Source organism: Acinetobacter sp. YH16051, from assembly GCF_013417135.1.
GTDB lineage: Bacteria > Pseudomonadota > Gammaproteobacteria > Pseudomonadales > Moraxellaceae > Acinetobacter > Acinetobacter towneri.
This window is the reverse complement of the sequence record NZ_VPEN01000006.1, coordinates 19,608-45,629: the sequence shown is the minus strand read 5'-3', so window position 1 is coordinate 45,629 and position 26,022 is coordinate 19,608. Positions and strand designations below refer to the sequence as shown.

At 41.8% G+C, this 26,022-nt stretch carries 24 protein-coding genes; 13 read left to right on the top strand and 11 right to left on the bottom strand.

Annotation, left to right across the window (positions count from 1 at the left end; translation table 11 throughout):
- Positions 1-123 precede the first annotated feature (123 nt).
- On the bottom strand, positions 124-447 hold the full coding sequence (locus FTV41_RS06950) for a pyrimidine/purine nucleoside phosphorylase (RefSeq protein ID WP_004975854.1): 324 nt from the start codon (positions 445-447) through the stop codon (positions 124-126).
- A gap of 492 nt (positions 448-939) precedes the next feature.
- On the opposite strand from FTV41_RS06950, the gene recN reads away from it, so the two are divergent.
- The 4 genes from recN (at position 940) to FTV41_RS06930 (ending at position 4,636) form a co-directional block, all read left to right on the top strand.
- Complete coding sequence (recN, locus tag FTV41_RS06945) at positions 940-2,601, top strand: DNA repair protein RecN (RefSeq protein ID WP_004975853.1); 1,662 nt, start codon at positions 940-942, stop codon at positions 2,599-2,601.
- Positions 2,602-2,712: 111 nt separating this feature from the next.
- The gene (locus FTV41_RS06940) at positions 2,713-3,267 is read left to right on the top strand and encodes a YqgE/AlgH family protein (RefSeq protein ID WP_004975844.1); all 555 of its coding nucleotides are present in this window, start codon (positions 2,713-2,715) and stop codon (positions 3,265-3,267) included.
- Positions 3,260-3,703 (top strand): Holliday junction resolvase RuvX, encoded by a 444-nt coding sequence (gene ruvX / locus FTV41_RS06935; protein ID WP_104852952.1) that lies wholly within the window; start codon positions 3,260-3,262, stop codon positions 3,701-3,703. Before FTV41_RS06940 ends, ruvX begins: the two co-directional genes overlap by 8 nt.
- Before the next feature lie 150 nt (positions 3,704-3,853).
- A complete protein-coding gene (locus tag FTV41_RS06930; protein ID WP_167845729.1) occupies positions 3,854-4,636 on the top strand; it encodes an IclR family transcriptional regulator in 783 nt (260 codons plus the stop codon).
- Between the two features lie 89 nt (positions 4,637-4,725).
- Here the strand turns inward: FTV41_RS06930 and FTV41_RS06925 are convergent, their stop codons facing one another.
- Entirely contained in the window at positions 4,726-5,343 is a 618-nt protein-coding gene (locus tag FTV41_RS06925) for an alpha-ketoglutarate-dependent dioxygenase AlkB (protein WP_179996325.1), read from the bottom strand.
- Between the two features lie 142 nt (positions 5,344-5,485).
- Between FTV41_RS06925 and FTV41_RS06920 the strand changes: the two genes are divergently transcribed.
- Complete coding sequence (locus tag FTV41_RS06920) at positions 5,486-7,288, top strand: ABC transporter ATP-binding protein (RefSeq protein ID WP_154321120.1); 1,803 nt, start codon at positions 5,486-5,488, stop codon at positions 7,286-7,288.
- 49 nt (positions 7,289-7,337) lie between these two features.
- Here FTV41_RS06920 and pgsA read toward each other — a convergent pair whose 3' ends face one another.
- The 3 genes from pgsA to uvrC all read right to left on the bottom strand — a co-directional run bounded on the left by pgsA (position 7,338) and on the right by uvrC (position 10,849).
- Positions 7,338-7,925, bottom strand: coding sequence for a CDP-diacylglycerol--glycerol-3-phosphate 3-phosphatidyltransferase (gene pgsA, locus FTV41_RS06915; protein ID WP_179996324.1), 588 nt, complete (start codon positions 7,923-7,925; stop codon positions 7,338-7,340).
- A 105-nt stretch (positions 7,926-8,030) separates the two neighbouring features.
- Positions 8,031-8,825, bottom strand: coding sequence for a thioesterase family protein (locus tag FTV41_RS06910; RefSeq protein ID WP_179996323.1), 795 nt, complete (start codon positions 8,823-8,825; stop codon positions 8,031-8,033).
- Between the two features lie 224 nt (positions 8,826-9,049).
- The gene (uvrC, locus tag FTV41_RS06905; protein ID WP_179989517.1) at positions 9,050-10,849 is read right to left on the bottom strand and encodes an excinuclease ABC subunit UvrC; all 1,800 of its coding nucleotides are present in this window, start codon (positions 10,847-10,849) and stop codon (positions 9,050-9,052) included.
- Positions 10,850-11,034: 185 nt separating this feature from the next.
- Between uvrC and FTV41_RS06900 the strand changes: the two genes are divergently transcribed.
- The gene (locus tag FTV41_RS06900; protein ID WP_167845727.1) at positions 11,035-12,099 is read left to right on the top strand and encodes an AAA family ATPase; all 1,065 of its coding nucleotides are present in this window, start codon (positions 11,035-11,037) and stop codon (positions 12,097-12,099) included.
- A 90-nt stretch (positions 12,100-12,189) separates the two neighbouring features.
- On the opposite strand, the gene FTV41_RS06895 is transcribed toward FTV41_RS06900, so the two are convergent.
- On the bottom strand, positions 12,190-12,606 hold the full coding sequence (locus FTV41_RS06895; protein ID WP_004975829.1) for a PH domain-containing protein: 417 nt from the start codon (positions 12,604-12,606) through the stop codon (positions 12,190-12,192).
- A 114-nt stretch (positions 12,607-12,720) separates the two neighbouring features.
- Entirely contained in the window at positions 12,721-13,635 is a 915-nt protein-coding gene (lpxO, locus tag FTV41_RS06890) for a lipid A hydroxylase LpxO (RefSeq protein ID WP_179996322.1), read from the bottom strand.
- Positions 13,636-14,119: 484 nt separating this feature from the next.
- On the opposite strand from lpxO, the gene fadB reads away from it, so the two are divergent.
- Together fadB and fadA are read left to right on the top strand one after the other, a co-directional pair.
- Positions 14,120-16,273: a fatty acid oxidation complex subunit alpha FadB gene (gene fadB / locus FTV41_RS06885; protein WP_179993495.1), complete on the top strand. Its 2,154-nt coding sequence runs from the start codon at positions 14,120-14,122 to the stop codon at positions 16,271-16,273.
- 12 nt (positions 16,274-16,285) lie between these two features.
- Positions 16,286-17,458: an acetyl-CoA C-acyltransferase FadA gene (gene fadA, locus FTV41_RS06880; protein ID WP_004975824.1), complete on the top strand. Its 1,173-nt coding sequence runs from the start codon at positions 16,286-16,288 to the stop codon at positions 17,456-17,458.
- A gap of 145 nt (positions 17,459-17,603) precedes the next feature.
- On the opposite strand, the gene FTV41_RS06875 is transcribed toward fadA, so the two are convergent.
- Both FTV41_RS06875 and FTV41_RS06870 read right to left on the bottom strand, forming a co-directional pair.
- The gene (locus tag FTV41_RS06875) at positions 17,604-17,876 is read right to left on the bottom strand and encodes a hypothetical protein (protein ID WP_004975814.1); all 273 of its coding nucleotides are present in this window, start codon (positions 17,874-17,876) and stop codon (positions 17,604-17,606) included.
- 108 nt (positions 17,877-17,984) lie between these two features.
- Positions 17,985-18,734: a hypothetical protein gene (locus FTV41_RS06870; RefSeq protein WP_179996321.1), complete on the bottom strand. Its 750-nt coding sequence runs from the start codon at positions 18,732-18,734 to the stop codon at positions 17,985-17,987.
- A gap of 253 nt (positions 18,735-18,987) precedes the next feature.
- Here FTV41_RS06870 and FTV41_RS06865 point away from each other — a divergent pair, with 253 nt between their 5' ends.
- Positions 18,988-19,716 carry a DsbA family protein gene (locus FTV41_RS06865; RefSeq protein ID WP_179993494.1) on the top strand — a complete coding sequence of 243 codons (729 nt, stop codon included), beginning with the start codon at positions 18,988-18,990 and terminating at the stop codon, positions 19,714-19,716.
- 172 nt (positions 19,717-19,888) lie between these two features.
- Here FTV41_RS06865 and FTV41_RS06860 read toward each other — a convergent pair whose 3' ends face one another.
- Positions 19,889-20,089, bottom strand: coding sequence for a dodecin family protein (locus tag FTV41_RS06860; protein WP_004975809.1), 201 nt, complete (start codon positions 20,087-20,089; stop codon positions 19,889-19,891).
- A 374-nt stretch (positions 20,090-20,463) separates the two neighbouring features.
- Here FTV41_RS06860 and FTV41_RS06855 point away from each other — a divergent pair, with 374 nt between their 5' ends.
- The 4 genes from FTV41_RS06855 (at position 20,464) to FTV41_RS06840 (ending at position 23,906) form a co-directional block, all read left to right on the top strand.
- On the top strand, positions 20,464-20,628 hold the full coding sequence (locus FTV41_RS06855) for a hypothetical protein (RefSeq protein ID WP_019836107.1): 165 nt from the start codon (positions 20,464-20,466) through the stop codon (positions 20,626-20,628).
- A gap of 327 nt (positions 20,629-20,955) precedes the next feature.
- Positions 20,956-21,135, top strand: a complete 180-nt coding sequence (locus FTV41_RS06850) for a hypothetical protein (RefSeq protein ID WP_104852940.1) — start codon at positions 20,956-20,958, stop codon at positions 21,133-21,135.
- 10 nt (positions 21,136-21,145) lie between these two features.
- On the top strand, positions 21,146-22,666 hold the full coding sequence (locus tag FTV41_RS06845) for a hypothetical protein (protein WP_179996320.1): 1,521 nt from the start codon (positions 21,146-21,148) through the stop codon (positions 22,664-22,666).
- 94 nt (positions 22,667-22,760) lie between these two features.
- Complete coding sequence (locus FTV41_RS06840; protein ID WP_104852938.1) at positions 22,761-23,906, top strand: hypothetical protein; 1,146 nt, start codon at positions 22,761-22,763, stop codon at positions 23,904-23,906.
- Positions 23,907-24,033: 127 nt separating this feature from the next.
- Here the strand turns inward: FTV41_RS06840 and htpG are convergent, their stop codons facing one another.
- Positions 24,034-25,950, bottom strand: a complete 1,917-nt coding sequence (htpG, locus tag FTV41_RS06835; protein ID WP_179996319.1) for a molecular chaperone HtpG — start codon at positions 25,948-25,950, stop codon at positions 24,034-24,036.
- Positions 25,951-26,022 lie beyond the last annotated feature (72 nt).

Here is a 26,022-nt window from a genome sequence, read left to right as displayed (position 1 = left end):
CAGGATTTCAATAAGATCTAGTTTAACCGATTCGGGTGAAAATTTCTTGATTCAATTCCGCTTGATTGGGTGCTCAAGCAGGAGAAAAATGAAATCTTAATTCAATACCCTATTATCGGCTGATTAGCCTTCTAAGTGGCACACGTAATCGAGCACTTCATCGGTTTCGATGCTGAAACGGCTATTGCCAGGCACATAGAACGATTGACCCGCGCGGAATAATTCACTTTCTTCGCTATCGGCAATTTTGACACGACATTCACCTGAAATAATTTCCATACGTTCAGGTACATGCGTTTCGAAAGTCAAGGCTTGTTCAGTCGGTAAAATTACCCCTAAGGTTTTTTTGGTACCGTCTTCAAATTGCACCGTGTGACTGATGCATTGCCCACCAAAATAGACATTCGACTTTTTCACAACTGATACATGATCAAACTGAGCTGACATGCGTATTCTCCAGGTAACGCGTTTTTATATTTTTGACTGATGTAGTTTAATTCTGTCCTCAGAACTAATCAATCTGTGTTTACAGTGGGCTTTGCGTAAATTGAACAATGTTTCAATACGCAGCATGCAACACGCTGACAGCACAGTCTAAGCCAATGCCAGAGGCATGCAAAGTACTCTGCTCTAGATTCTTCCCCACTAAAGTGCTAAATCTGAATGTGAAACAGATCACGAATAGTATCTATATCGTTTAAGTTCCACCATATCAAGCAGCACCGAAAACTCCCCAAGTGAATATACTGCAATTTAATGACCATCCAATGAAATGATCAAATGATCATGTGTTTTATATATGATGCTTATCGGGTACATTTTTTGTTGTTTGCGCTGCAATTTAAGCTAGAATTAAATAGAAGAAAATAACAGCCTTGTTATGGCATTTCCAAAACTTGACTCTCTTTCACTGACACTTTTCGCAGCTTGGATGCGTTTATGCTGACTCATTTAACACTGATTAACTTTGCCCTTGCCGACCACTTAGCACTGGATATTGAAACAGGTTTTAACGTTCTGACAGGGGAAACAGGTGCAGGTAAATCCTTACTTTTAGATGCGCTCTCTGCCTGTTTAGGTGAACGTACCGATACCAATTATGTACGTTTTGGCTCAGATAAAGCCGATGTGACCGCGAGTTTCAGTTATCAGGACAATAGCCCTGAAGCACAATGGCTAAAAGAACATGAATTAGATGATGAGTCTGGTGAAATCCATTTACGTCGGGTAATTTTTGCCACAGGGCGCAGCAAAGCATGGATTAATGGTCGTCCAAGCAGTTTGGCAGAGCTGAAAGAAATTGGACGCTTGCTAGTACAGCTATATAGCCAGCACAGCCAACAACAATTGTTGGAACCGCCTTATCCAAAGCACTGGCTTGATCGTTATTATAATTTTTATGCCCCTGCCCAAGCAGTACGTGATGCTTATAGTACCTGGCAAAAAAATATCCGACAGCATCAGGCGGCGCTGGATGCACAGGCAACTCGCAAGCAGCGCATCGAAACTCTAAACTTACAGCTCGAAGAACTCGAAGAACTGGTACAAATCGATTATAAGGAGATTGAACAAGAGTTTGATCGCCTAAGCCATCATGAACATATCATGCAGGATTGCAGTTATAGCTTAAATGCCTTAGACGAAGCCGAGCAAAACATCACTCAGGAAATTGCTTCGATTATTCGCCGCTTGGAATCGCATGCGGGACGAAGTGAACAATTATCAGAAATTTATAACTCATTGTTAAATGCGCAAAGTGAATTAGATGATGCGACAGCCAATTTACGTCAGTTTATTGATCGTCAAAGCTTTGACCCTGAACGCATGGAAGAACTGAATCAAAAATTAGAAGTCTTTCATCGTTTAGCGCGTAAATACCGCACACAACCTGAATTATTAAAACAAGAATTTGATACTTGGCAAACTGAGCTCACTGCTTTACATGAACTTGAAGACCCTGAAACTTTGGCAGAACAAGTCGAAGTGGCACATCAGGACTTTTTAGCCAAAGCACAACATTTAGATGACATCCGTCGTGAAGCAGCCGCACCACTTGCCAAACAACTGACCGAGCAAGTCAAACAGTTGGCACTGCCTGAGGCACATTTTGAATTTAAGTTTGAACCTTTAGAGCAGGTTTCTGCGGAGGGGTTAAGTTTTATTCAACTACTGTTTACTGCCAACAAAGGTATTCCTGCTCAGCCATTAGCACGTGTGGCTTCTGGTGGCGAATTATCGCGGATTGCCTTGGTCATGCAAGTCATGAATGCCGAAAAAACCGAAGCTGAAGTTTTGGTTTTTGATGAAATTGATGTCGGGATTAGTGGTGGTACTGCTGAAATTGTGGGGCGTTTGCTCGCAGGTTTGGCGCAACACGTTCAAATTTTATGTATTACCCACCAAGCACAAGTAGCTGCACAGTCTGATCAGCACCTTTTGGTGAAAAAGCGTCAGACCGATCCTGCCAGCAGTACCATTGTTGAATTAGAAGAAGATGCGCGTATTTTAGAATTGGCACGCATGACAGGCGGTGTTGAAATTAATGACACTACCTTGCAACACGCCAAACAATTACGCCAATTGAAGTTTCAACAGGCTTAAAAACCAACGCTGTCACAAAAAGAGCTTGGTGAAATCACAAAGCTCAAGTAACGTGTATCCTAAAGGAATAGGTTTTTCTAGAAGCAACTGTTTTTAAGGAGAATTGCTTAGGTGACTAAACAATATCTGACGCATCGCTGTCTCATAGCCCCGCCCGATATGAATGATGAGTTTTTTGCAAACACCGTCATCTATTTGGCACGTCATGATGAAGACGGTGCGCAAGGCATTATTATCAACCGTCCATCGGGTATCCAAATCAAAGAATTACTCAATGATTTAGATATAGACGCAGATAATGTGCATCCTCACGAAGTTCTACAAGGTGGTCCATTACGACCTGAGGCAGGTTTTGTTTTACACACAGGGCAGCCAACTTGGCATTCATCTATCGCTGTTGGTGAAAATGTCTGTATCACCACCTCTAAAGATATTTTAGATGCAATTGCCCACAATGAAGGCGTTGGACGCTACCAAATTGCCTTAGGCTATGCCAGCTGGGGCAAACAACAACTCGAACAGGAAATTGCTCGGGGCGATTGGCTGATTTGCGAATCCGACATGGACTTAATTTTTAATTTACCTTATGACGATCGTTGGGATGCCGCTTATCGTAAAATGGGCGTAGATCCAACATGGTTATCTTCAGAGATTGGTCATGCCTGAAACAACACAAGCCCAAACTATCATGGCATTTGACTTCGGTACGCAAAAAATGGGCATGGCTGTGGGGCAGGCACTAATTGAAAGTGCGACCCCACTCGCCCTCTTCCCCATGAAAGATGGCATTCCACAATGGGAAAACTTGCTGAAAATCATCAAGCAACATCAGCCACAATTATTTCTAGTGGGCTTACCTTTAAATATGGATGATAGCGAGTCGGAACTGTCTACCCGTGCACGTAAGTTTGCCAGACGCTTACGCCATCAAAGCAATATCAACACCCTAATGGTCGATGAACGCCTAACCACACGTGAAGCACGTGATGAGCTTGATCATTATCAAGCCCAAGGGCGTGGCAAAAAGCTCGCAGCCGACAGTCTTGCCGCAGCACTATTGATTGAAAGCTGGTATCGTGAGCCTCACGGCATTCAGCCTTAAATCCTGTTTCTGAATAGATAACAACGACAAACGAAAGAATTGGGATATTGATCGTTAGAATGCCTAAGATCATCTTTAAAAAGTCTATTGGTCTGGCGATTTTTTGATATAAAGTGACACCATCCTTTTGGTGTGAATGGGTAAATCCGCATGGCACTGTCTAGCTTTGGCAAGATTCTCACAGTCTTAGACTTATTTTCAACCGCACGTCCTGTCATTAATGTAGATACCATTAGTGAGGAACTTGGTTTATCTAAGCCTACCAGTTACCGCTATTTAAAAGAGTTGGTTTCAGCAGAGTTGTTGCAGCGCATGAGTGGCACATCGGGAGATTACACCCTTGGGCCAAAAATTGCGGTATTGGATTTTATCTCTCGCACGACCGATCCTTTGGTCACCATCAGTATTCCGTTTATGAAAAAAATTGCGGAACGTACAGAATTTTGCTGTTTATTGACCCAACTCAATCAAGATTCCTGCATTGATGTGCATCACGAAATCTTTAAAGATACGCCTTTGCTGTCTTATGGTCGCGGCTGCCCACGTCCTGTTTATGTCGGCTCATCGCCAAAAATTATTATGGCGCATCTGCCTAAAGCTAAAATTTTAGACTATTACCAGCGTTTTTCTACCGAATTGGCACAAGTCAATTTTGCACAAGATGAAGATGACTTTTTGCAGCAAATGCGCAAAATCAAAAAACAAGGCTATTATTTTTCTAACGGCGAACTCGATGCAGAAATTGCAGGCTTATCTGTACCGATTCGTTTTTCATCTAAAGATGCACCTTATGCATTGACGCTGCTGGCATCTAAAAACCGTTTTGAATTTGTCAATTTGCAAAAACTGATTGAAATTTTGCAGGATAATGCAGAACAAATTGAAAAACAGGTGGAAGTACTGAATACCAGTTTTAGTATAGAACTCACTTAAAGATTTAGGTTATTGATACCTTAAAGCACTGAATTTAAATACAATTAAAATTTATTCCTGAATAAGGATTTAGAGTGCTAAATCAAGTTTTATTCAATAGCCGTGTGAAAATAGCGAAAGGTCAGATTAATTCTGGGTTGTATAATTCTATTGGACTTCATTAAGGCATGTTTCCAATAGTGTTGTGTCGTGCCACGCATGACCAACAACTGACCGCTGTGCAACAGTAGCTCAACCTTGTTGGCGCGGTGTTTATGCTGAAAACAAAATTTACGGGTTGCCCCCAAACTCAAAGATGCAATGACAGCGTGTCTGCCTAAATTCGGCTCATCATCACTGTGCCAACCCAAGCCCTGCGTACCATCTTGATATAAATTGGCCAAACATGAATTAAAGGGATGCCCGACCCATTGTTCAATTTGCTGTTTCAATCGCCACAAAGCAGGCTGCCATAGCAGTGCCTGCTTAACTGCTCCCGAATAACGATATTGATACTGCTCATCGCCATACCATACCACTTGGCGCTGTGTCCGATAATACTGACCAAAGAGCAGACCTTCATCAGGCTGCCATGCCAAATGTTGCAGAAAATACTGCAAATAACGCTCACTATGCTCCGCACTCAGCACCAAACCATAGTCCTGCACAATGCCGTCATAAGGCAGTACGTTGTCACAACGCTCAGGTGCAAACAATTCTAGATTCATGGTCATTCCTATGCTGAATAGCTTATTGTTTAATCTAAAACAAGGATCAGGACTGCTCACAAAATGACACAGCTTTTTGGCTTGTGAGTCGTGAAGTTCATCCTTAGACTTAAAATCATCGTTCTTATAACAATAATAGCTTATGAATTTATGGCATTTATTTCAAAAATTGCGTCCCTTCGTTCGACCTTATCAGCTCTTGGTGATTGCTACCTTAGTTTTAACGCTCATCGGCTCATTAACAGCTCAAGTCAATGCACTAACTTTACAATACGCTGTTGACCGTATTAACGCCTTAATTGAGGCAGGACAAGGTCTGTCTGCAGGCTGGCACATTTTAATCACCATTTCAGCCATTTTGCTGGGTAAAGAAATCATCAATGCCTTTGTGCAGTTTGGACAGAAGTTTTATGGTGAAAAACTACGCATTTTTGTGTCACAAGATTTGGCACAGGGCATTATTGAGAAATTTTTGCGTTATCGACTGGCCTTTTTTAATCAGGACAACAACCAAGCAGGTAAATTACAAACACGTATAGATCGTGGCATTGGTTCGCTCACCCGCTTAGTGCAAATTTTCTTTATTGATATTTTGCCACTCTTTACCAGTGCAATTGTGGCTTTGGGCTTAATGTATTATGCCAATTTTTATGTGGGCTTGGTCGCGACACTCATTGTGCCTATTTATTTTTGGCTGACCTATCAGCAGGCACAAAAACTAGGAAGCTGGCGACGTAATTTACGTGATGGACGTGAGAAAAAAAGCCAAGGGATTCTCAGCATCATCAACTCAATTACCGTGATTAAATCATTTAACAGAGAAAGCATCGAAGCAGAAAAACAACTCACCCTGCAGAAAAAACTGACCCACAATCAAATGCAGACCCGCCAAACCAGTTTTTTATTTGATGGTTTAAAAAGCTTTATTGAACAAATTGGCGTGGTGCTGATTATTATTTTAACTGCTTATTTTGTGTTAGATAGACAAATGAGCATCGGCATGATCATGTATCACGTGTTGCTGTTTGGCAATGTTTCTGCCCCAATTCGCTCATTACATCGTATTTATGATGAAGTCAATGATGCAATGATCTATTCAGAAAGCTTCTTTCAAATTTTGGAAGCCGAGCATGAAATTGAGCCAAGTGGTACGCTTAAACCAGTTATTCGAGGGCAGTTTGATCTGCAACAGGTAAACTTTTTTTATCCGAATGGACATCATGCACTCAAAGACATTCAAATGCAGATTCAGCCCAATAAAATTACCGCATTGGTGGGATTGTCGGGAGCAGGAAAATCTACCCTGATCAGTTTATTAGATAAATTCTATGAACCACAACAGGGAACAATTCAGCTCGATGGGATTGATATTAACCACATCGACACTCAATATTTGCGTGACCATATCGGCTTGGTTTTGCAAAAAAATCATATTTTCCAAGGCTCTATTTTTGAAAATATTCGTTATGGCAAAACTGATGCAAGCTTGGAAGATGTGATTCTGGCAGCCCAAAAAGCCTCTATTCACGAACAAATTTTGCAATTGCCTCAGGCTTATGACGCAGATGCCCTCATGCTTTCAGGCGGTCAACAACAACGGATTGCCCTTGCACGTATGTTCCTGAAAAATCCACCTATTATTTTTTTAGATGAACCGACTGCTAGTCTGGATGCCATTGCAACCGAACAAATCAAACAAAGCCTCGATGAAATTAAACAAGGGCGTACGGTCATCATCATTTCACATAGCTTATCGCAAATTATTGATGCCGATTACACCTATGTCATGAAAGATGGCAGGATTGCGGAACATGGCGAACATGATGCGCTTTATCATCAAAATGGGGTTTATAAAGAAATTTTTGATGCGATGGCAAAAAGTTTAAATATTGAAAAAATTGCCAAAACTTATGAGGATGATGCCGAGGAAGAAACCCATAGTTAATCAAAAAGTGCTTCAATCAGAAGCACTTTTTAATGAAGAATCACGATATTTAAGGTTGTTTCAAATATGGCCATGCCGCTTTTAAATAAATAAACATCGACCAAAGCGTTAGAATTACAGCAGTATAGAGCAACAAATAAGCCACCATTTCCAATGGTTGCCAGTTCAATAAGAACACTGAAATCGCAATCATTTGGAATGCTGTTTTATATTTCCCCACTGTAGACACCGCCACACTGGTACGTGCGCCGAGTTCAGCCATCCACTCTCGTAAGGCAGATACGGTAATTTCACGGGAAATAATTACAATCGCGGCAAAAGCCATAGAAATAGTCGGTTGCCATTGCACTAAAACAATCAATGCCGCAGCGACCATAAGTTTATCGGCCACAGGGTCTAAAAAGCGCCCAAATGCAGAGGTCTGATTCAAAGTACGTGCCAAATAGCCATCAAACCAGTCGGTCACAGCAGCAATCACAAAAATAGACGTCAAAATAATATGACGCGTCATGCCACCATCATAACCTTTTACGCCCATTGCAGGCGGCCAATACGCCACCAACAAAAAAACAGGAATCAAGGCGATTCGAGCCAAAGTTAATATATTTGGAATGTTCAGGATACGACCTGTTGTCATAGACACCGCCAATGTTTCCCCTCTTTACGCTGCATATTCACAAGTTTTTTGAGGATTTGTCATCGTGAATAGGCTTCACTTTATACGAAATGCTAGTAGGTGTCACTAGGCAAACACGGTGATGGTCTGTCGGGCAATCGCTATTAGCCGATCCTGATCATCCCATAAGTGCGCATATTCTGTGGCATAACCACCGCTAGCATGATCGGTAAAAACTTTATATTTCATCCAATCTTGCAGCTGATTTTGCAAAGGATTGACATAGGTCACATGCCAAGTCAGTGAACTGGCAGGAGCGAGCTGCTCAAACATCGGCAGTACTCCAGGCGGCCACATATCAAAAGCCACCATCAAATCGGCAATGGTCATGGCACGATTCGTATGCTGTTTTGGGTTAAAACGCATCCAGCCTGCAAAATCAGGTTTATGACTAGCAGTAAACGGATATTGTCCTTCAGACCAAACCAAATCCATCTGCTGAAAACATTCAGGTGCTAAAGGATGATGCTGTGTAACAGGCAATTCCGTTGCAGGTGGAAAATTGGGCGCAGTACGTTCTTGTTGCACCACAATGCTGGAGTCACGTGCCGCACCAAAACTAGCAATTAAAATGCTTTGTACTGCATCATCCTGCCATAAACGAACTTCGACACTGGTCACAGATTTGCCTTCACGCAGAATTTCCGCCGTGAGCCGTGCCCGACCTTGTTGCACAGGTCCGACAAACGTGACACTGCTGCTTAGCAAGCGCTTTTTCGGATCGGCAATACAAAGCTGGGCTTTTTGCATCATCAAACCTGCCACCAATCCACCATAAATAGTGCGCCCCTGTAACCACCCAAACGGGATGTCTATCCATTCTTGCTCGGCAATGGCTTGATAGGTCTGTAGCAACGACATAGCTTTTCCTTAAACAATGTTGTGGTTGATATTACAGGGTTTCGATCTGATGTGAATGTTCAATGACGACAGAGTCAATGCACTTTTTTGCTATTTACCTTTGTAGAAAATACTGCTTTTTATGCAGTAAATAGGGTCTGTTGACAATTCGTCTATGTTTGCGACGTGAGAGATATATCTCGCAAGATTTTTAGCTAATATAAGGCATGAGGCAGGAAATTTAGTCATTCATGCAGCACTTTATAAATCGTACGCGCCATTACTTCACCCAGTCCGGGTACTAAAGTCAACTCTTTTTCAGAAGCTTTCAGGACACCTTGTATGCCACCAAAATGGGTGAGTAAATCACGACGACGTTTTGGCCCTAAGCCCGGAATCACTTCAAGTATTGATGAGCCACGTTTTTTATCGCGCTTGGCACGGTGCTTGGTAATTGCAAATCGGTGTGCTTCATCACGTACCTGCTGAATCAAATGCAGCGCCTTATGATCTTCAGGCAGCTGAATTTTGCTGCCATCGGTAAAATGTAGCGTTTCTAGACCAGGTTTGCGTCCTTCGCCTTTGGACACCCCAATCATAAAGGCATCCAATCCTAACTCCTGCATGACCTCCATCGCCATATTCAACTGCCCTTTACCGCCATCAATCAGCAATAAATCGGGCAGCATGGCTTTTTTATAACGGCGCGTTAAAGCTTGGCGCATGGCAGCATAGTCATCTCCAGCCTGAATATCCTGAATTGAAAATTGTCGATAATCACGTTTGCGAATACCACCACTGTCAAATACCACGCAAGATGCCACAGTGTCTTCGCCCATAGTGTGCGAAATATCAAAACATTCAATCCGATCAATCGGGCGTCCAACCACTTGCTCTAACTGATGAAAACGCTCATTTAATTCAAAGTGATTGGCGAGTTTACCTTTAATGGCATGCTGCACATTCATTTGTGCCAATTCTTGCCACTCGGCACGGGTTTCACGCACTTTATGTTTAATTTGAATTTTTTTATCGAAGTGTTGCTGTAAGGCTTGTTCCAACTCTTTGCAATCTGCCACTTCCACATTAACAATCAATTCCGCTGGAATTTCATCGGCCACCTGAAAGTAAAAGTTGGCAATAAAATCGGCCAACATTTGCCCCAAATCATCGCCCAACATATCAGGAAAATAGCTTTTACCGCCCAGCATTTTGCCATTGCGCACATGCATAATTTGCACACAGGTCACACCTGCCTGATAAGCAATTGCGATAATATCGGCTTCGCCTTTGAGTTTATAAATGGCTTGCTGTGCCTGCACATCACGCAACAAAGCCATACGGTCACGGTAAAAGACTGCTTTTTCAAATTCCAACGCTTCGGCTGCAGCTTCCATTTTAGCAATCAATTGCTGATTCAGTTCTTTACTATCGCCCTGTAAAAATCGAATCGAATTATTAACATCTTCTTTATATTCTTCGGGCGAAATCAATCCTACACACGGTGCCGAACAGCGTTTGATCTGATATTGCAAACACGGACGCTGCCGTTGAGCAAAATAACTGTTTTCACACTGCCGCACATTAAACAGTTTTTGTAACACCACCAAAGTATCGCGGGCATTGTACGCACTCGGATAAGGCCCAAAAAACTTGCCTATCTGATGCTTGCCTTTGCCGCGTCCACTGGCAATACGCGGATAAGGCTGATCTGCCGACACAAAAATATAAACATAGGACTTATCATCGCGCAGCATAATATTGTACGGTGGACGATGCAGCTTAATCAGATTTTGTTCAAGCAATAACGCTTCAGTTTCGGAACGCACCACCAAAGTTTCAATATCATAAATACGCGCCACTAAAGCCTGCGTTTTAGGATGCTCGATGGTTTTGACAAAATAACTCGACACTCGGTTTTTTAAATTTTTGGCTTTGCCGACATATAACAACTCCCCGTCTTTACCCAACATACGGTAAACCCCTGGCAATTGGGTCATATTTGCCAAAATTTTCTCGATATGCTCACCTGCGTTTGGGCTCACGAGTCATCCTATTCTTGCTACATTCTTTACATGATGTGCTGCTTTATCTGATTTTTTCAAGCTTTATCCTGTGGCATAGCGCATGATCTATCCACTAAAACGATCAGCTCAGTGCTAAAAACGATCAGTCGGCAACACAAGATTTGCTATGCTCAGGCATCTTGTCAGCAGAAGGAAAGTGCAGGATGACGACCGCACCACACGGCATACCGACCATTCAATCCGCAACGTCCCAGCCGATCAGTACACATCAGTATGTATCCGCCAAAGACCGTTTGATTGGCAAGCCGCGCTTTCATTTTGAACCTACACAAGTCATGCAATTGTTACGTCAACGGATTATTGGACAAGATGCAGCGCTGAATGAAATCGAAAAAATGCTGTATGTGGTCAAGGCCGATTTCTCCAGCACAGAGCGACCACTTTCAGTGACTTTAATGCTTGGCCCGACAGGTGTTGGCAAGACCGAAACGGTGCGCCTGATTGCCGAAGCCATTTATGGTCGCCCCGATGCCTTCTGCCGCATTGATATGAATACCTTGGCGCAGGAACACTATGCGGCTGCACTCACAGGCGCGCCTCCTGGCTATGTCGGCTCTAAAGAAGGCCATAGTTTATTTGATGAAACTGCGATTGTAGGTTCGCACACCCGCCCAGGCATTATGTTATTTGATGAACTGGAAAAAGCCTCAAGCGAAGTGATACGTGGCTTAATGAATGTGCTAGATACAGGCAAACTGACCCTGACTGCAGGCACCAAAACCATCGACTTTCGCAATTGCATGATTTTTATGACCAGCAATGTGGGTGCTCAAGCCGCACAACAATACTTAGATAAATTGAATCTGTTGCCGCAAAAAGTACAACAACTGTGCTTAAAACGCATGCCCACACAACGGATCATTGAAAAAGTCATGCAGCGTAAATTTGACCCTGAATTTTTAAATCGGATTGACCGTAGTTTGCATTATCAAGCGGTATCTGCTGATGCCCTGCCGCAATTGGTTGAAATTGAATTGGAAAAGTTAAACCATCGCCTGCAGCATCAACAGCGCCAAGTCGAACTCACTGCAGCAGCTAAAGCCTATTTTTATCAGGGGCATGATATTCGTTACGGCGCGCGGCATTTGGGGCGTAAAATTCGTACTGAACTTGAACCCATTTTAGCTTTATATTTTTTAAAGTATCCTGAAAAATCGGAAATATGTGTAGATTGCAGTGCAAATCAATTGCACCTCAAAATAGAATAAGCCCGCGACTTATGCTGCGTGAATCTTGAGAATGCCGCTCTGCTCATCCTCAAAGTTTTGATGCTTATTTTTGCTTAAAAAGCCTAGGGATTAGTCGGTAATTTCCATTCCCAAGGCTTGACTAAATTTGGTCTGATCTTTAGGTGAAACCAATACAAATTTTGGCTGCCCCGCTTGAAGATAATCAATTTTTAAACGCTTCAGCGACAAAGCAGGTGACGCTACAGAATTATTGGTTTTAGATATTTTTTGAATACTGTCGCGCGGAATATCCCATTTTAAAAACATGCAACGGATCTGCAAGCGTTCTGCATCGACCTGATAGCGCGTATTGAACACAGGCCACCACAACACAAAAATGGTAATGAAATACACCCCTGTGTGCACAGGAAATGCTGGCATCGTGCCTTTGGCGTACATGGTCAGCAATAACTGAATCAATAGACCAGACATACAAATCACAAAAGCCAAAACCCACCAATCTTTTTTAGAACGAAACGTTTGCATAAAAATTCCCCTATTTGCTTCATTCTATACATAAAAATAGGCGGGAATTAAAGTGCGTTGCTGAAATTGCTCAAAAATGTCATAAAAAAACGCCCCGAAAGGCGTTGCGATACTTTAAAACACATAAGGGCGAATAAAAATTAAGAAGAAAATCCCGAGCATTAAAAACCATTTTAAGAAATAGTACACACGACTATTTTTAGCTTTTAAAGCCTTGGCTTTTAAACGCACTTGATAGACATAGCCAAAGACTTTATTTAAGCCACCCGTCTGATCGCCTGCTTCATTCGGAGAGCTTGCTGCGGTCATCACATTTTTGCCAAACCAGTGATTAAACTTTTGCATCCAGAGTGATTTTAACGGACGCTCGACATCGGCAAAGAAAATAATACGGTTTTGAGAAGTGCCATTTTCAGCATAGTGAATATAGGTTTCATCAAACACCACACTTTCACCATCACGCCATGAATAACGCTCCCCATCGACATCAATAAAACAACGGTCATCATTTGGTGTCATCAATCCCAAGTGGTAACGCAATGAACCTGCATACGGGTCACGATGACGCACTAAACGACTGTCGGGCGCTAGTTCAGTAAACATCGCCGCCTTAATGCTAGGCAAAGTTTTTAATAATGCTGTGGTTTTTGGACATAATTCTGCGGCAGATGGATGCGCGGAGTCATACCATTTTAAGTAAAAACGCTTCCAGCCTGTTTTAAAGAATGAGTTAAAACCCAAATCATCGTAAGTACTTGAAGCTTTAATACCGCCCTGTTCATATAAAGCTTTGGCTTCATCACGAATCATTTCCCAATTGTCATCCAAAACCTTTAAATCTTGAAAGTGCTGGGTGTCGATATACGGTTGATTTGGTACTTTAGAGAACAAATACATTAAATAGTTGATCGGTGCGAGGATGGTAGAATGGTCAAAAAACTGACGATAAAAACTATGACGCACCTTGCCGCGCTGTTGAATATACAGCGCTGAAGCGATAAAAATCGCCAAAATAATCCACTTCAACATAGAACAACCTAAATTGCTGAAAACAGCTAAAATTCAAAATGTCGCATATTCTACTCAATTTCAGCGCATAAGGTGATAGCAGAAAATAGAACACAGCATTGCAAGTCGCTGTCCAAACCTATCGACTTCATGCTTTAAAACTTATCATCAAAACAAGGGATTTACTTTTCTGTCCAAAACAACCCACTGATAACATCTATTTATCAAGCTTTTCTAAATCGAAAATGCAATACAACCTGATTAAAAATAAAAGAGAAAACAATCACTTTCATCTTGCTTTAAACATAGGATTTTAAAATCGGGTCAAAAAGCAATTCCGCGCTATGAGAAAAATCATGACCCTTGCGTCACGGCTTGATACAACTTGCTATATTTTTTTTCGATATAGTTATCGTAAGATTAGCGAGGCATATATGTGTGCAGGACTATCGCACACGCTTCATAACATCAACTTAGAAGTCCTCCAAAATAAAGGAGATCAGGCATGATCCACGCTGGCAATGCCATTACCGTCCAAATGCTTTCGGACGGAATTGCAGAATTCCGCTTTGACTTACAAGGTGAGTCGGTCAACAAATTTAACCGTGCAACGATTGAAGACTTTAAAGCTGCGATTGAGGCTGTTAAAGCAAACAATGAAGTGAAAGGTTTAATCGTCACTTCTGCGAAATCAACCTTTATCGTGGGTGCAGACATCACCGAATTTGGCGCAAACTTCGCTCAAGGCGAACAAGCCATTGTGGATTGGGCATTGCCTGTTCACGACATCTTCAATGCTTTTGAAGATTTAGAGATTCCTAAAGTTGCTGCAATCAATGGTATGGCATTGGGCGGTGGCTTTGAAATGTGTTTGGTATGTGACTACCGTGTCATGTCAGACCAAGCACAAGTGGGCTTACCAGAAATCAAACTCGGTATTTTCCCGGGCTTTGGTGGTACGGTTCGTTTAAGCCGCGTTATTGGTATCGACAATGCGGTTGAATGGATGGCAATGGCCAACCCTAAACGTCCTGATGCTGCACTTAAAGACGGTGCTGTAGATGCTGTAGTTGCTGCAGATCAATTACAAGCGGCTGCGCTTGATTTGGTTAAACAAGCCATTGCAGGTCGTTTGGACTGGAAAGCAAAACGCCAAGAAAAATTAGACCCAGTGAAATTGAACCCACTTGAACAAATGATGGCGTTCAACACTGCAAAAGGTGCGGTATTAGCCAAAGCGAATCCTGCACAATACCCTGCACCAAAACTCATGCTTGATTCTTTACAAGCAGGTGCAAGCTTGCCACGTAATGACGCACTCAAAGCGGAAGCGGAAGGCTTTGCTAAAGCTGCGGTAACGCCACAAGCAGGCGCGTTGATTGGCTTGTTCATCAACGACCAAGTGGTGAAGAAGACCTCGAAAAAATATGAAAAAGGTGCGCATCCTGTTAACCAAGCGGCTGTACTCGGCGCAGGTATCATGGGTGGCGGTATTGCTTACCAAGCGGCAAGCAAAGGCACACCAATTATCATGAAAGACATTGGCAATCCACAATTGGCATTGGGGATGTCTGAAGCAAACAAATTGCTGACCAAACAAGTTGAACGTAAAAAAATGACACCTGCCAAAATGGGTGAAACTTTGGCACGTATCCGCCCAACTTTAAGCTATGACGAGTTTAAAGAAGTAGATATCGTGATTGAAGCCGTGACTGAGAATCCGAAAGTCAAAGGCATTGTGTTGGCTGAAACTGAAAAATCAGTACGTGAAAACACCATTATCGCGTCAAACACATCAACCATTTCGATTACACGTTTGGCAGAAAACCTACAACGCCCAGAAAACTTTGTCGGCATGCACTTCTTTAACCCAGTGCACATGATGCCGTTAGTGGAAGTGATTCGTGGTGAAAAAACTTCACCTGAAGCGATTGCAACCACTGTAGTGCTTGCTCAGAAAATGGGTAAAACGCCAATCGTAGTGAACGACTGCCCAGGCTTCTTGGTGAACCGCGTATTGTTCCCTTACTTTGGTGCATTCGACTTGTTACTTAAAGATGGCGCAGACTTCCAGCAAGTTGACAAAGTCATGGAAAAATTCGGCTGGCCAATGGGCCCTGCTTACCTGATGGACGTTGTTGGTATCGACACGGGCGTTCACGGTGCAGAAGTCATGGCAGAAGGTTTCCCAGACCGCATGAAGCCAGACTATAAAGGCTCAATCCAAGTCATGTACGAAAACAAACGTCTTGGTCAAAAGAATGACGTAGGTTTCTACAAATATGAATTGGATCGTAAAGGCAAGAAAGCCAAAGTGGTCGACCCAACTGCGTATGAGCTTGTAGCATCTGTCGCAACATCTGAAAAGCGCGAATTTGATGCACAAGAAATCATTGACCGTATGATGTTGGCTTTCTGTAATGAAACAGTACGTTGCTTAGAAGACAACATCGTGGCGACACCATCTGAAGCAGATATGGCGATGATTATGGGTGTAGGTTTCCCTCCATTCCGTGGTGGCCCATGCCGTTATATCGACCAAACAGGTGTTGCTGAATACGTTGCGCTTTGCGACAAATATGCACACTTAGGAAAAGCTTACGAAGCGCCACAAATGTTGCGTGACATGGCTGCTAACAACAAAAAATTCTACGGTTAAGGAGCAACGTGAATGGCTACTTTAAATCCACGTGACGTTGTCATCGTTGATGGCGTACGTTCTGCAATGGGTAAAACCAAAAACGGTATGTTCCGCAATGTACGTGCTGACAGTCTATCGGCTGAATTGGTTCGTGCTTTAGTTGCTCGTAACCAGTTTGATGTCAACGAAGTTGAAGATGTGATCTGGGGCTGTGTTAACCAAACCCTAGAACAAGGTATGAACATTGGTCGTAATATTGCTTTATTGGCTGATCTTCCAAAAACAGTAGCGGGTCAAACTGTAAACCGTCTGTGTGGTTCTTCAATGCAAGCGATCCACACCGCTGCGGCACAAATTGCAACCAATCAGGGTGATATTTTCATCATTGGTGGTGTAGAGCACATGGGCCATGTGGGCATGATGCACGGTATCGACATCAACCCTGCTGCATCGAAGCACTATGCCAAAGCCTCAAACATGATGGGCTTAACTGCTGAAATGTTGGGTCGCATGAACGGTATTTCTCGTGAAGAGCAAGATGCCTTTGGTGTGGAATCACACCGTCGTGCATGGGCTGCAACGCAAGAAGGCCGTTTTAAAAACGAAATCATTGGCATTGAAGGTCATGATGCAAACGGCTTTAAACAACTATGCGACATCGACGAAGTGATTCGTCCAGATGCTAACCTTGAAGCATTCCAAGCTTTACGTCCTGTATTTGATCCGAAAGGCGGTACAGTCACTGCGGCGACATCTTCAGCATTGTCTGATGGTGCTTCTGCGATGTTGCTTATGTCTGCTGAACGTGCACAAGCATTGGGTTTGAAACCACGTGCGGTGATTCGCTCTATGGCCGTTGCAGGCTGTGATGCAGCAATCATGGGTTATGGCCCAGTACCTGCAACGCAAAAAGCACTTAAACGTGCGGGCTTGTCAATTGCAGACATTCAAACCTTTGAATTAAACGAAGCGTTTGCTGCACAAGGTCTATCTGTTCTAAAAGGCTTAGGCATTTATGATCAGCAAGATCGTGTGAACTTGAACGGTGGTGCAATTGCACTCGGTCACCCATTGGGTTGTTCAGGTGCGCGTATCACCACCACGTTATTGAACGTGATGGAACAACAAGACACGCAAATTGGTCTTGCGACCATGTGTATCGGTCTTGGTCAAGGTATCGCGACAATTATTGAGCGTGTGTAAAAAGTCTTCGTAATAAAAAAATCCTCGCATCATGCGGGGATTTTTTATTTTGTTGTTTTGAGCTGTTCTAATTTTTAAATTTTATTCTTTTGCATTGTTATCTTGAAGACTAGATGGCTGATCAGTTGTGATTTACCTGCACGGCTTAAACCAACAACTCCCCCATCAACCATGTCATATAGCGTTCTTTATCCATAAAGTCTGGGGCGCTGCCTGTATCCAAGCAATAATATTGTTGATTAAATTCAATCACAATTTGTTCAGTCTGATGCCAATCTTCAACCAAACGAAAGTGCTGATTAAAGAAGTAACGGTTCTTGCCCCAATTATTTAAATTTTCGAGTTTCGGGTAGTTTTTATTTTCTAAGAATTGCAAATACAGTTGTTGAATATCATCAAAGACTTGAATGCTGTTCATATTGGACCTGACTAGCTGAGCAATTAAATCAACAGGCACAGTTTAGGCAAGAGATTTGAACGGCAGATGACATTCTTTTGACAATTTGATGTAAGGATTTGCCAGACCTTACAACTTGCTTTCCAGTGCCCGCTGATGCTGCTGAGTGATCTCTTGCATTTGCGTATTGAGCTGCACCATCTCTTGATATACCGCATTAAATTCTTTCAAGGCTGCATCTTCATAGAACATGAAGGTATTGTTTTTGAGCTCCCATTTATTGTTTTTTAAAATTGCAAACAACACATACGCCTTACCCAAATTTTTCTTTTCCAATTCAAATAATGCGTGTCCTTGGTCATTATGGCGGCTTTCTAGCAAAGATTCTGCTAAATGACGGCGCAAATTATGATTGATTTCAAGATTCTCAATCTGCTCCAAAGCCATCGCTTCATGCTGTTCTAAATGTTCCTGATACAGCTCTACCATGGCACGTACTTGCACCAACATGGCTTCGGTATCGGCATAGTCTTGTTTTTTATCTGCAGCAAGTCGTTGAGGATCTAAAAACTGATCCCAATTCAAGGCTTTTAATTCACGTAAATAGCTATTGCGCGCTTCGGCACTTTGCACCATGTGATTCAAGACAAAACTCGCCATAATTTGATAGTCGCCATCTAAACGATTATCTTTTAAGTCAATTTGAATCGGCTTAGACCAATCCTGTGCCTGTACAAAAATTTGTTCGGCTTTTTCATAAATCACATTTTGATAAGCATGCAATTGAGTGACTTGTTTTTGCTGCTGTTGATATTGATAAAACATCCCGCCAAAAATCAGCAGCGTTGCACATCCTATAATTAGCACTATACGTCGCATGCGTGCCCTCTTATTTTTTAGTATTTGCAATATCTTAGCGTGAAGCCTGTCACATTTGTATAGCATTTTATGCTTATTTTCTAATGCAGCCATTAGAATATAGTGAAATAAATCAATTCATTTATGCCTTTATATGATTCTGTATCCATGACGCTATTTGACCAGATGCTCAAAAATAAGTTTAGCATCGCTTTATGCTTTAAATTTTATGTAACATCCCCATCTTAGTAAAAAACAGAATTTGAGATTGTTCATGCGCGTTGATATTTGGTCAGATATTGTTTGCCCGTTTTGCTATATCGGCAAAAAACGTTTAGAGGCTGCTGCTGAAGAAGCAGGTGTAGAATTAGAAGTGCATTGGCACAGTTTTGAACTCGATCCAGATGCGCCACCGCGTCAGGAAGTGTCCAATTCAGAGCGTTTGGCACAAAAATATGGGCGCAGCCTTGCCGAAGTAGAAGACATGCAGCGTAATATTGCCGAAATGGCAAAAGCTGAAGGCATTGACTTTCAATGGGAAAATGCCAATTCAGGCAATACCTTTAATGCCCATCGTTTGGTGCATTTGGCGCAAAGTAAAGGCTTGGGCAGCGAAGCCAAAGAAGCTTTTTTCTATAGCTATATGACTCAAGGTTTGGCAATTGGCGAGCGTGAAACACTAGAAGATGTTGCATCACGTATTGGGCTGAACCCTGTAGAAGTGGATGATGTTTTGGATTCTGACGAATATGCCGACTTTGTAAAATTTGACCAAGAAGTTGCACGTGAACAATTAAACGTCACTGGCGTACCGTTCTTCGTATTTGATCAGCGTATTGCTTTAGCAGGTGCGCAGCCACGCGAAGTTTTTGTGCAAGTTCTGCAAAAAGCCCTTGAAACAGCAAGCGAGCTAGAGCTTGAAGATGCAGCAAGCGAGCTAGAGCTTGAAGATGCAGCAAGCTGCGATGCAGAACAATGCGATGTATCTGAACCTAAAGCTTAAGATTGAAATACAGACAAGGCTGAATAGTGTTCTTCCGGCTGATTAGACGTACAAAAAAATCCCATTACGGGATTTTTTTGTGCTTTTAAAATGGGTCAAAGTTCCAGCTTTGCCCCGCAACCATGCTTCGGTTAGTTGTCATCTTACTATGCTTCGTTAATGAAGCGAGGTGTTATTCAACCAAGAAGCTGATTTTTAAATTGACCCGATACTCCGTGATTTGATTGTCTTTAACCACCACTTTTTGTTCGTTAATCCACGCCCCTTGGACATTTTTAATTGTTTCTGTCACTTTAGCGATTCCAGTCTGAATCGCGTCTTCAAAACTTTTTGTACTGCTTGAATTAACTTCAACTACTTTTGCAATTGCCATGATTTTCTCACTGTCCTTTATCGTTATTGGAATTCCATCATAGATTAAAAAAACCGCATTTTTAGACTGTTTAACCAATCACAGCCAAAACATTACATGATTTCACACTGTCAAAAACTGTCACCATTCACCCGCATTTCAGACTTATCTAAATACAAATTTTGCAGACATCTCAACCATTTAAGCCTACACAAAAAACTAGAGCTAAAACTCTAATATATTGTTTTATATTGCTATTTTTAAAATAATTGCCGAAATGATCATTTTGTAAATTTTAAACTTTGTTATGATTCATGTGAATTTTTTATTTCGTTTGATCTCCCTACGATGTCTATTCTTCTGCCTAGACATTAACACTTTGGATGGATATTCCCATGAATATGTTTAAATCTGTTTTGATGGTTTCACTTTTAGCAATTGCTGCAAATGTATCTGCTCAAATTGTGCATGTACCTGATTTTCCAACTCAAAAAGTGAATACAGAATCGGCTGCATCTGAAGCTGTTGTAAATGAACCAACTTCGCAAAAGGCAGCTTAAGTTACGCGTTTTATCCACTAATTTTAGCTGTATTAATCTCTCCCATTTCTCTCCCCAAACAGCAGTCTAAAGCAGGCTGCTGTTTGTTTTTCTAATGCTAAATTTGCTTTAAATCGTCCATGCAACATCTAAAAACTGTGTTCTACCCAATTGCTAATACTTTTTTGGCACTGCGATTTAAATTTTTTTGATTATTTTTCATATAAAAAGCGCATTTTTTGTCAATAATGTCTAAAAAAGCACAAAAGCTGACAATTTTTAGCATGTATTTTTTAATTAAATCCATATAATTAAAGTGATTTTTTTTCATTGCTATAGCAGATGCCTATGCAACAACTTCAAGCACTTATACAAAGAAAAATTCCACCTCAAGCGATTGAGGTCAACCATTTAATAGAATTAGCCAAACACTATCCTCAACCACAATCGGCAGAATATAAATTGATTGAATTGGCTCTGAATATTGTCTTGGCAGATTATTTGGAAAAAGCACAACAACATATTTAAGTATGCATCAATGAATACACTAGAAAAATCACTGTTGATTAAAGAATTACGCGACTTAATTGATGCTTTAACGCATAAAAGACTCAGTCTGTATGAAACAGCCAAAGCCAAAGCACGCATTAAAGAAATTTTTATGCTGTGCGATAAACCGATTTTTCAAAAACAGTTGCTCACATTTAAAGCCTCACAAAATCCAATTCAAACTGCGGTAACTTTTGCAGAACAAAGTTTATATGCACAATCTTTTCGTGGCGTATTTACACAACTTGAAGCACTTGAAACAGTACTTTATCAACAGCCTGAAGCAGGTTGGGCGATTTTGTATCAACCGAGAGCAGGTTGGCAAATTTGGTTAATTCCTGCTGCTGACCGCACTGCTTTACTAAGTGAGTTTCAAGATTTAGAGCAGGTCTATCGCTGGATGTTGGAACAGCAGCAACAATATCACTGCCTTCAAACCGATGCAGAACTCAAGCAAGCTGCTGTGCTAGAAGCTGCTCAAACTGTAACGATAGAAGCAGCACAAACTCAACCAATTTTTGCCACTGTAGACCCAGAAGAAAATAAAGCTGCAGATCCGCCAATTCAATTTGACTTTATTAGAGACCACATCGCTACAGAAGAAGTTGCCTCGTCTGATACTCAAGTTTTGGACGTGGCTAAAGATGAACTTACAATTGAACCGACAGCAGACCAAACGATCATTTCCAATGCAACATTGGATATAACTCAGCCTGATGCAACGACAATAGATACTGCCCAGATGACGGCTGGCACGCAAAAACCAAGCGTCAACCCAGCTTATAATCTATTGTTAAGCCAATATAGTTGCCCCATTTCTGCGCTCAATCTTAGCCAAAATGAGTCAGCACAGTTGTATCGGGTCTTTTTGCCTGAAGCGCCAGAAGTCACGCAATATGCCGATGTATTGGTGCATTTGTCTGATCCCGAAGAAGATCAGCAACAGGTGTTGGCGCGTACGGTATATTTGGCAGAACAAACCAATACGCAAGGACGCTTTATTAAATATGTGGTACTGCTTGGCGCATTAGATCAAATGCAAGCGATTCGTTTGACTCAAAACTTTTGCCAACAGTTTGAACATGAAATTGCAGCAATACGTGAAATTTCTTGGGAAAAATTACAAGAACATTTATTTGATTTCGATCAGCTTTTTCAATGCTATAGTCATGATGCTCAAATCGTGTGGCAGCAAGAGCATTATTTTCCTTTCATTCCGATACAGCACATTCAAACTACTAAGTTTATTCAGTTTGAAGAAAGTGAAGCACAGAGTCATACCCCTTTGATTTTACTGAAAGAACGACAAAAAATTCGTGTGATTCATGGTCAAAAGCGCTTACAACTGTCCCGTACTGAACAAGCTATACCGCACATTTTATTAGATCGACAACAAGGTATTAGTTGGCAAATGATTCAAAAAGTCATCTCCCAATTACAGCAACCGATTGATGCTTTGCAGTTATGCCAAGCACTTCAAATGTATCAAGAAAAAGAGGTTTCTGCCTAAAAACTGCCGTTTATATTATGATTTTGTAGCCAAGTCTTGCTTTTATCTCATAGATTTTCAACACTAACAAAAATGGCTTAAAGATCAGTAAATAATGTCAAGAATAAAGCACACATCGCCTTTTATATTAAGCTGTCTCTTAAGTGGGGTCGCAGGCATCACTTTTGCACAAGAATCAACTCAAGCAGTGGATCAAGCCCATACGTCACTGCCACCTTATGAATTGCCTGTCGCTCCGCCAAGTGCAGTAGATAAAAGCAGTTTTTATTACACGATTCCACGTTGGATTGATGCTACACCGACGGTGTTACCCGAACAATCCAATGAACCCATTGTACCTGCCACCGCAGAAACGGAACATTTAACTTGGTTCGATCAACGTCAAAAAAATATTCGCAACTGGGCAGATAAAACAGCACATAAACTGGATAACTGGTTTGGTGAACCAAGTCCTGAACAGCCTGCCTCAGCCACTTTGCGGGTTTTGGTCGATAGCAGTTGGGATAAGCATAATGAATATGAAGTCAAACCTCGTATTCGCGGGAAAATCAAACTGCCTACGCTTGAAAATAAACTCAGTGTGGTCTTTGGTGATGACTCGCTCGATAACGAATTGCAAAATAACGTCGCCATTACCAACGAAAACCCAGCGCATGATGCAGACAAAACTGTAGACAGCAAACGTAGCCGTGAAGACAACAGTTCTCTGGCATTACGTTGGTCGAACTTTGCCGAGCGTCTACCTTTTGAAACAGATGTCGATTTAGGGGTACGTTCTGGCGATGATATTTATCTGCGTTTAAAAGCCTCTAAAGACTGGACTTTGGAAAATGATTTCTCTTTTCATGCCGAACAAATTTATCGTTATGGCATCGACAGTGAAAATTATCTCAGAACCAACTTGGAGCTCACGCACGCACGCCCCAATCAGGCTTTCTTGTCCAATCAATTTAGCCTGACCTATGCCGATGAACAAGATGATGATTTGGTTTGGGACAACTACACCTTTAGACAACATCAATTCTTTGCAGGCAACCGCTTTAACTATGGCATTTATACAGGCGGTTATTATCACGATGATGACCTACGTTTAAATCGTTGGGGGCCATTTGTCTCTTGGCGTCAACCATTTTTACGTGAATGGTTCTTTATTCAGGGCGATGTCAATTATTTAAATGATGATCGCGCAGATCGTAATCATTATCTCGGTGCTTTAGTGCGTTTAGAAGCCATTTTCTAAACAGGTAACATCTACAATCAAGCCAAATTAAAAAACCAAGTCTTGCGAACAGGACTTGGTTTTTTTGCAAGATGACGATGCATTATTTGTACAACGCATCATCGATCATGTTCATGCGAAAGCAGACTTACTTTAACAGTAAGCTATTAATACGTTTCACATATTCCGCTGGGTCTTCAGGCAAGCCACCTTCAGCAATCACAGCTTGATCAAAAATCACATGCGCCAAATCATCAAATTGATTGGAGTCCTGTAATTTTTTCACCAAAGGATGCTCTGGGTTGATTTCCAAAATTGGCTTCATATCAGGTACAGCTTGCCCTGCATCCTTCAACATACGAATCAATTGTGGTGACAGTTCACCTTCACCTGTTACCAAACAAGCAGGGGAATCAACCAAACGTGTAGTCACACGCACTTCTTTGGTTTTACCGCTTAAAGATGCAGACAATTGCTCAACCACAGGTTTAAATTGTTCTGCAGCCGCGTCTAAAGCTTTCTTCTCTTCAGCATCTTGTAGATCGCCTAAATCAACCGCACCTTTAGATACGTTTTGCATTGGCGTGCCATCAAACTCCTGCACAAAGTTCATCGCCCACTCGTCTACGCGTTCTGCCATCAACAACACTTCAATGCCTTTTTTCTTAAACAACTCCAACTGTGGAGAATGCTTTGCTGCGTTCAGGTTATCTGCAGTAACGTAGTAAATCGCTTTCTGACCTTCTTTCATTCGCGCTTTATAGTCCGCCAATGAGGTACTGATGTCATCATTGCTTGAAGTGGCATAGCGTAATAATTTCAGGATACGCTCACGGTTACCAAAGTCTTCGCCTAAGCCTTCTTTTAAGACTGAACCAAATTCTTGATAAAATTGCTTAAATTTTTCTTGCTCTTTTTCATCTTCAGACTTGGCCAGATTGTCCAACATGGTCAACACACGACGGGTATTGCCTTCGCGGATGGTTTTCACATCACGGCTTTCTTGCAATAATTCACGGCTCACGTTCAACGGCAAATCGGCGCTATCCACCACACCTTGCACAAAGCGCAGATAATTAGGAATCAAGTTGTCTGCCTCATCCATAATAAATACGCGCTTCACATACAATTTAATTCCCGCTTTGGCTTCACGAGTAAAAATGTTGTGCGGTGCTTTACTTGGTACATACAACAACTGAGTGTATTCAGTGCTGCCTTCAACGCGGTTATGCGCCCATGCCAATGGTGCGTCAAAATCGTGACTGAGGTTTTTATAAAACTCGATGTACTGTTCTGCACTAATTTCGTTTTTATTGCGCGTCCACAACGCACTGGCCGAATTAATCGTTTCCCATTCATCAGTTTTCACATACTGACCTGCTTTCGGTGTTTCACCTTCAGCGGCTTCTTCTTGCTGCCACACTTCTTTCTGCATTTGAATTGGCAAACTGATGTGATCAGAGTATTTATTGATGATCTGCTTAACTTTGTAGCTTTCTAAATAATCCAGCGCATCTTCACGCAAGTGCAGAATAATATCGGTACCCCGTTCTGCTTTGTGAATTTGCTCGACATCAAACTCGCCAGTACCCGCACTGCTCCAACGCACGGCTTCATCTGCAGCCAATCCTGCACGGCGTGATTCCACAGTAATTTTATCTGCCACGATAAAACCTGAATAGAAACCTACACCAAATTGACCAATCAATTGTGCATCGGCTTTTTGATCACCCGTTAATTTAGACATAAAGTCTTTGGTACCCGATTTTGCAATCGTGCCTAAATGATCAATCGCTTCCTGTTGGCTTAGCCCAATGCCGTTATCTGAAATGGTTAGGGTTTTGTTTTCTTGATCTAGACGAATACGCACACGTAAATCAGGATCATTTTCATAATATTCAGGATGATTGATGCCCTCAAAACGTAATTTGTCACAGGCATCTGATGCGTTAGAAATAAGTTCACGCAAGAAGATTTCAGGGTTGGAATAAAGAGAATGGGTCACCAAATGTAATAATTGCGCCACTTCGGCTTGGAAACTATGTTTTTGGCTATGTTCGCTCATTCATCACTCCTTAAATTCATAAACATGGTTATTGTTGGATGTGTTAATGAATTGGAGTGATGTCCTGATTTT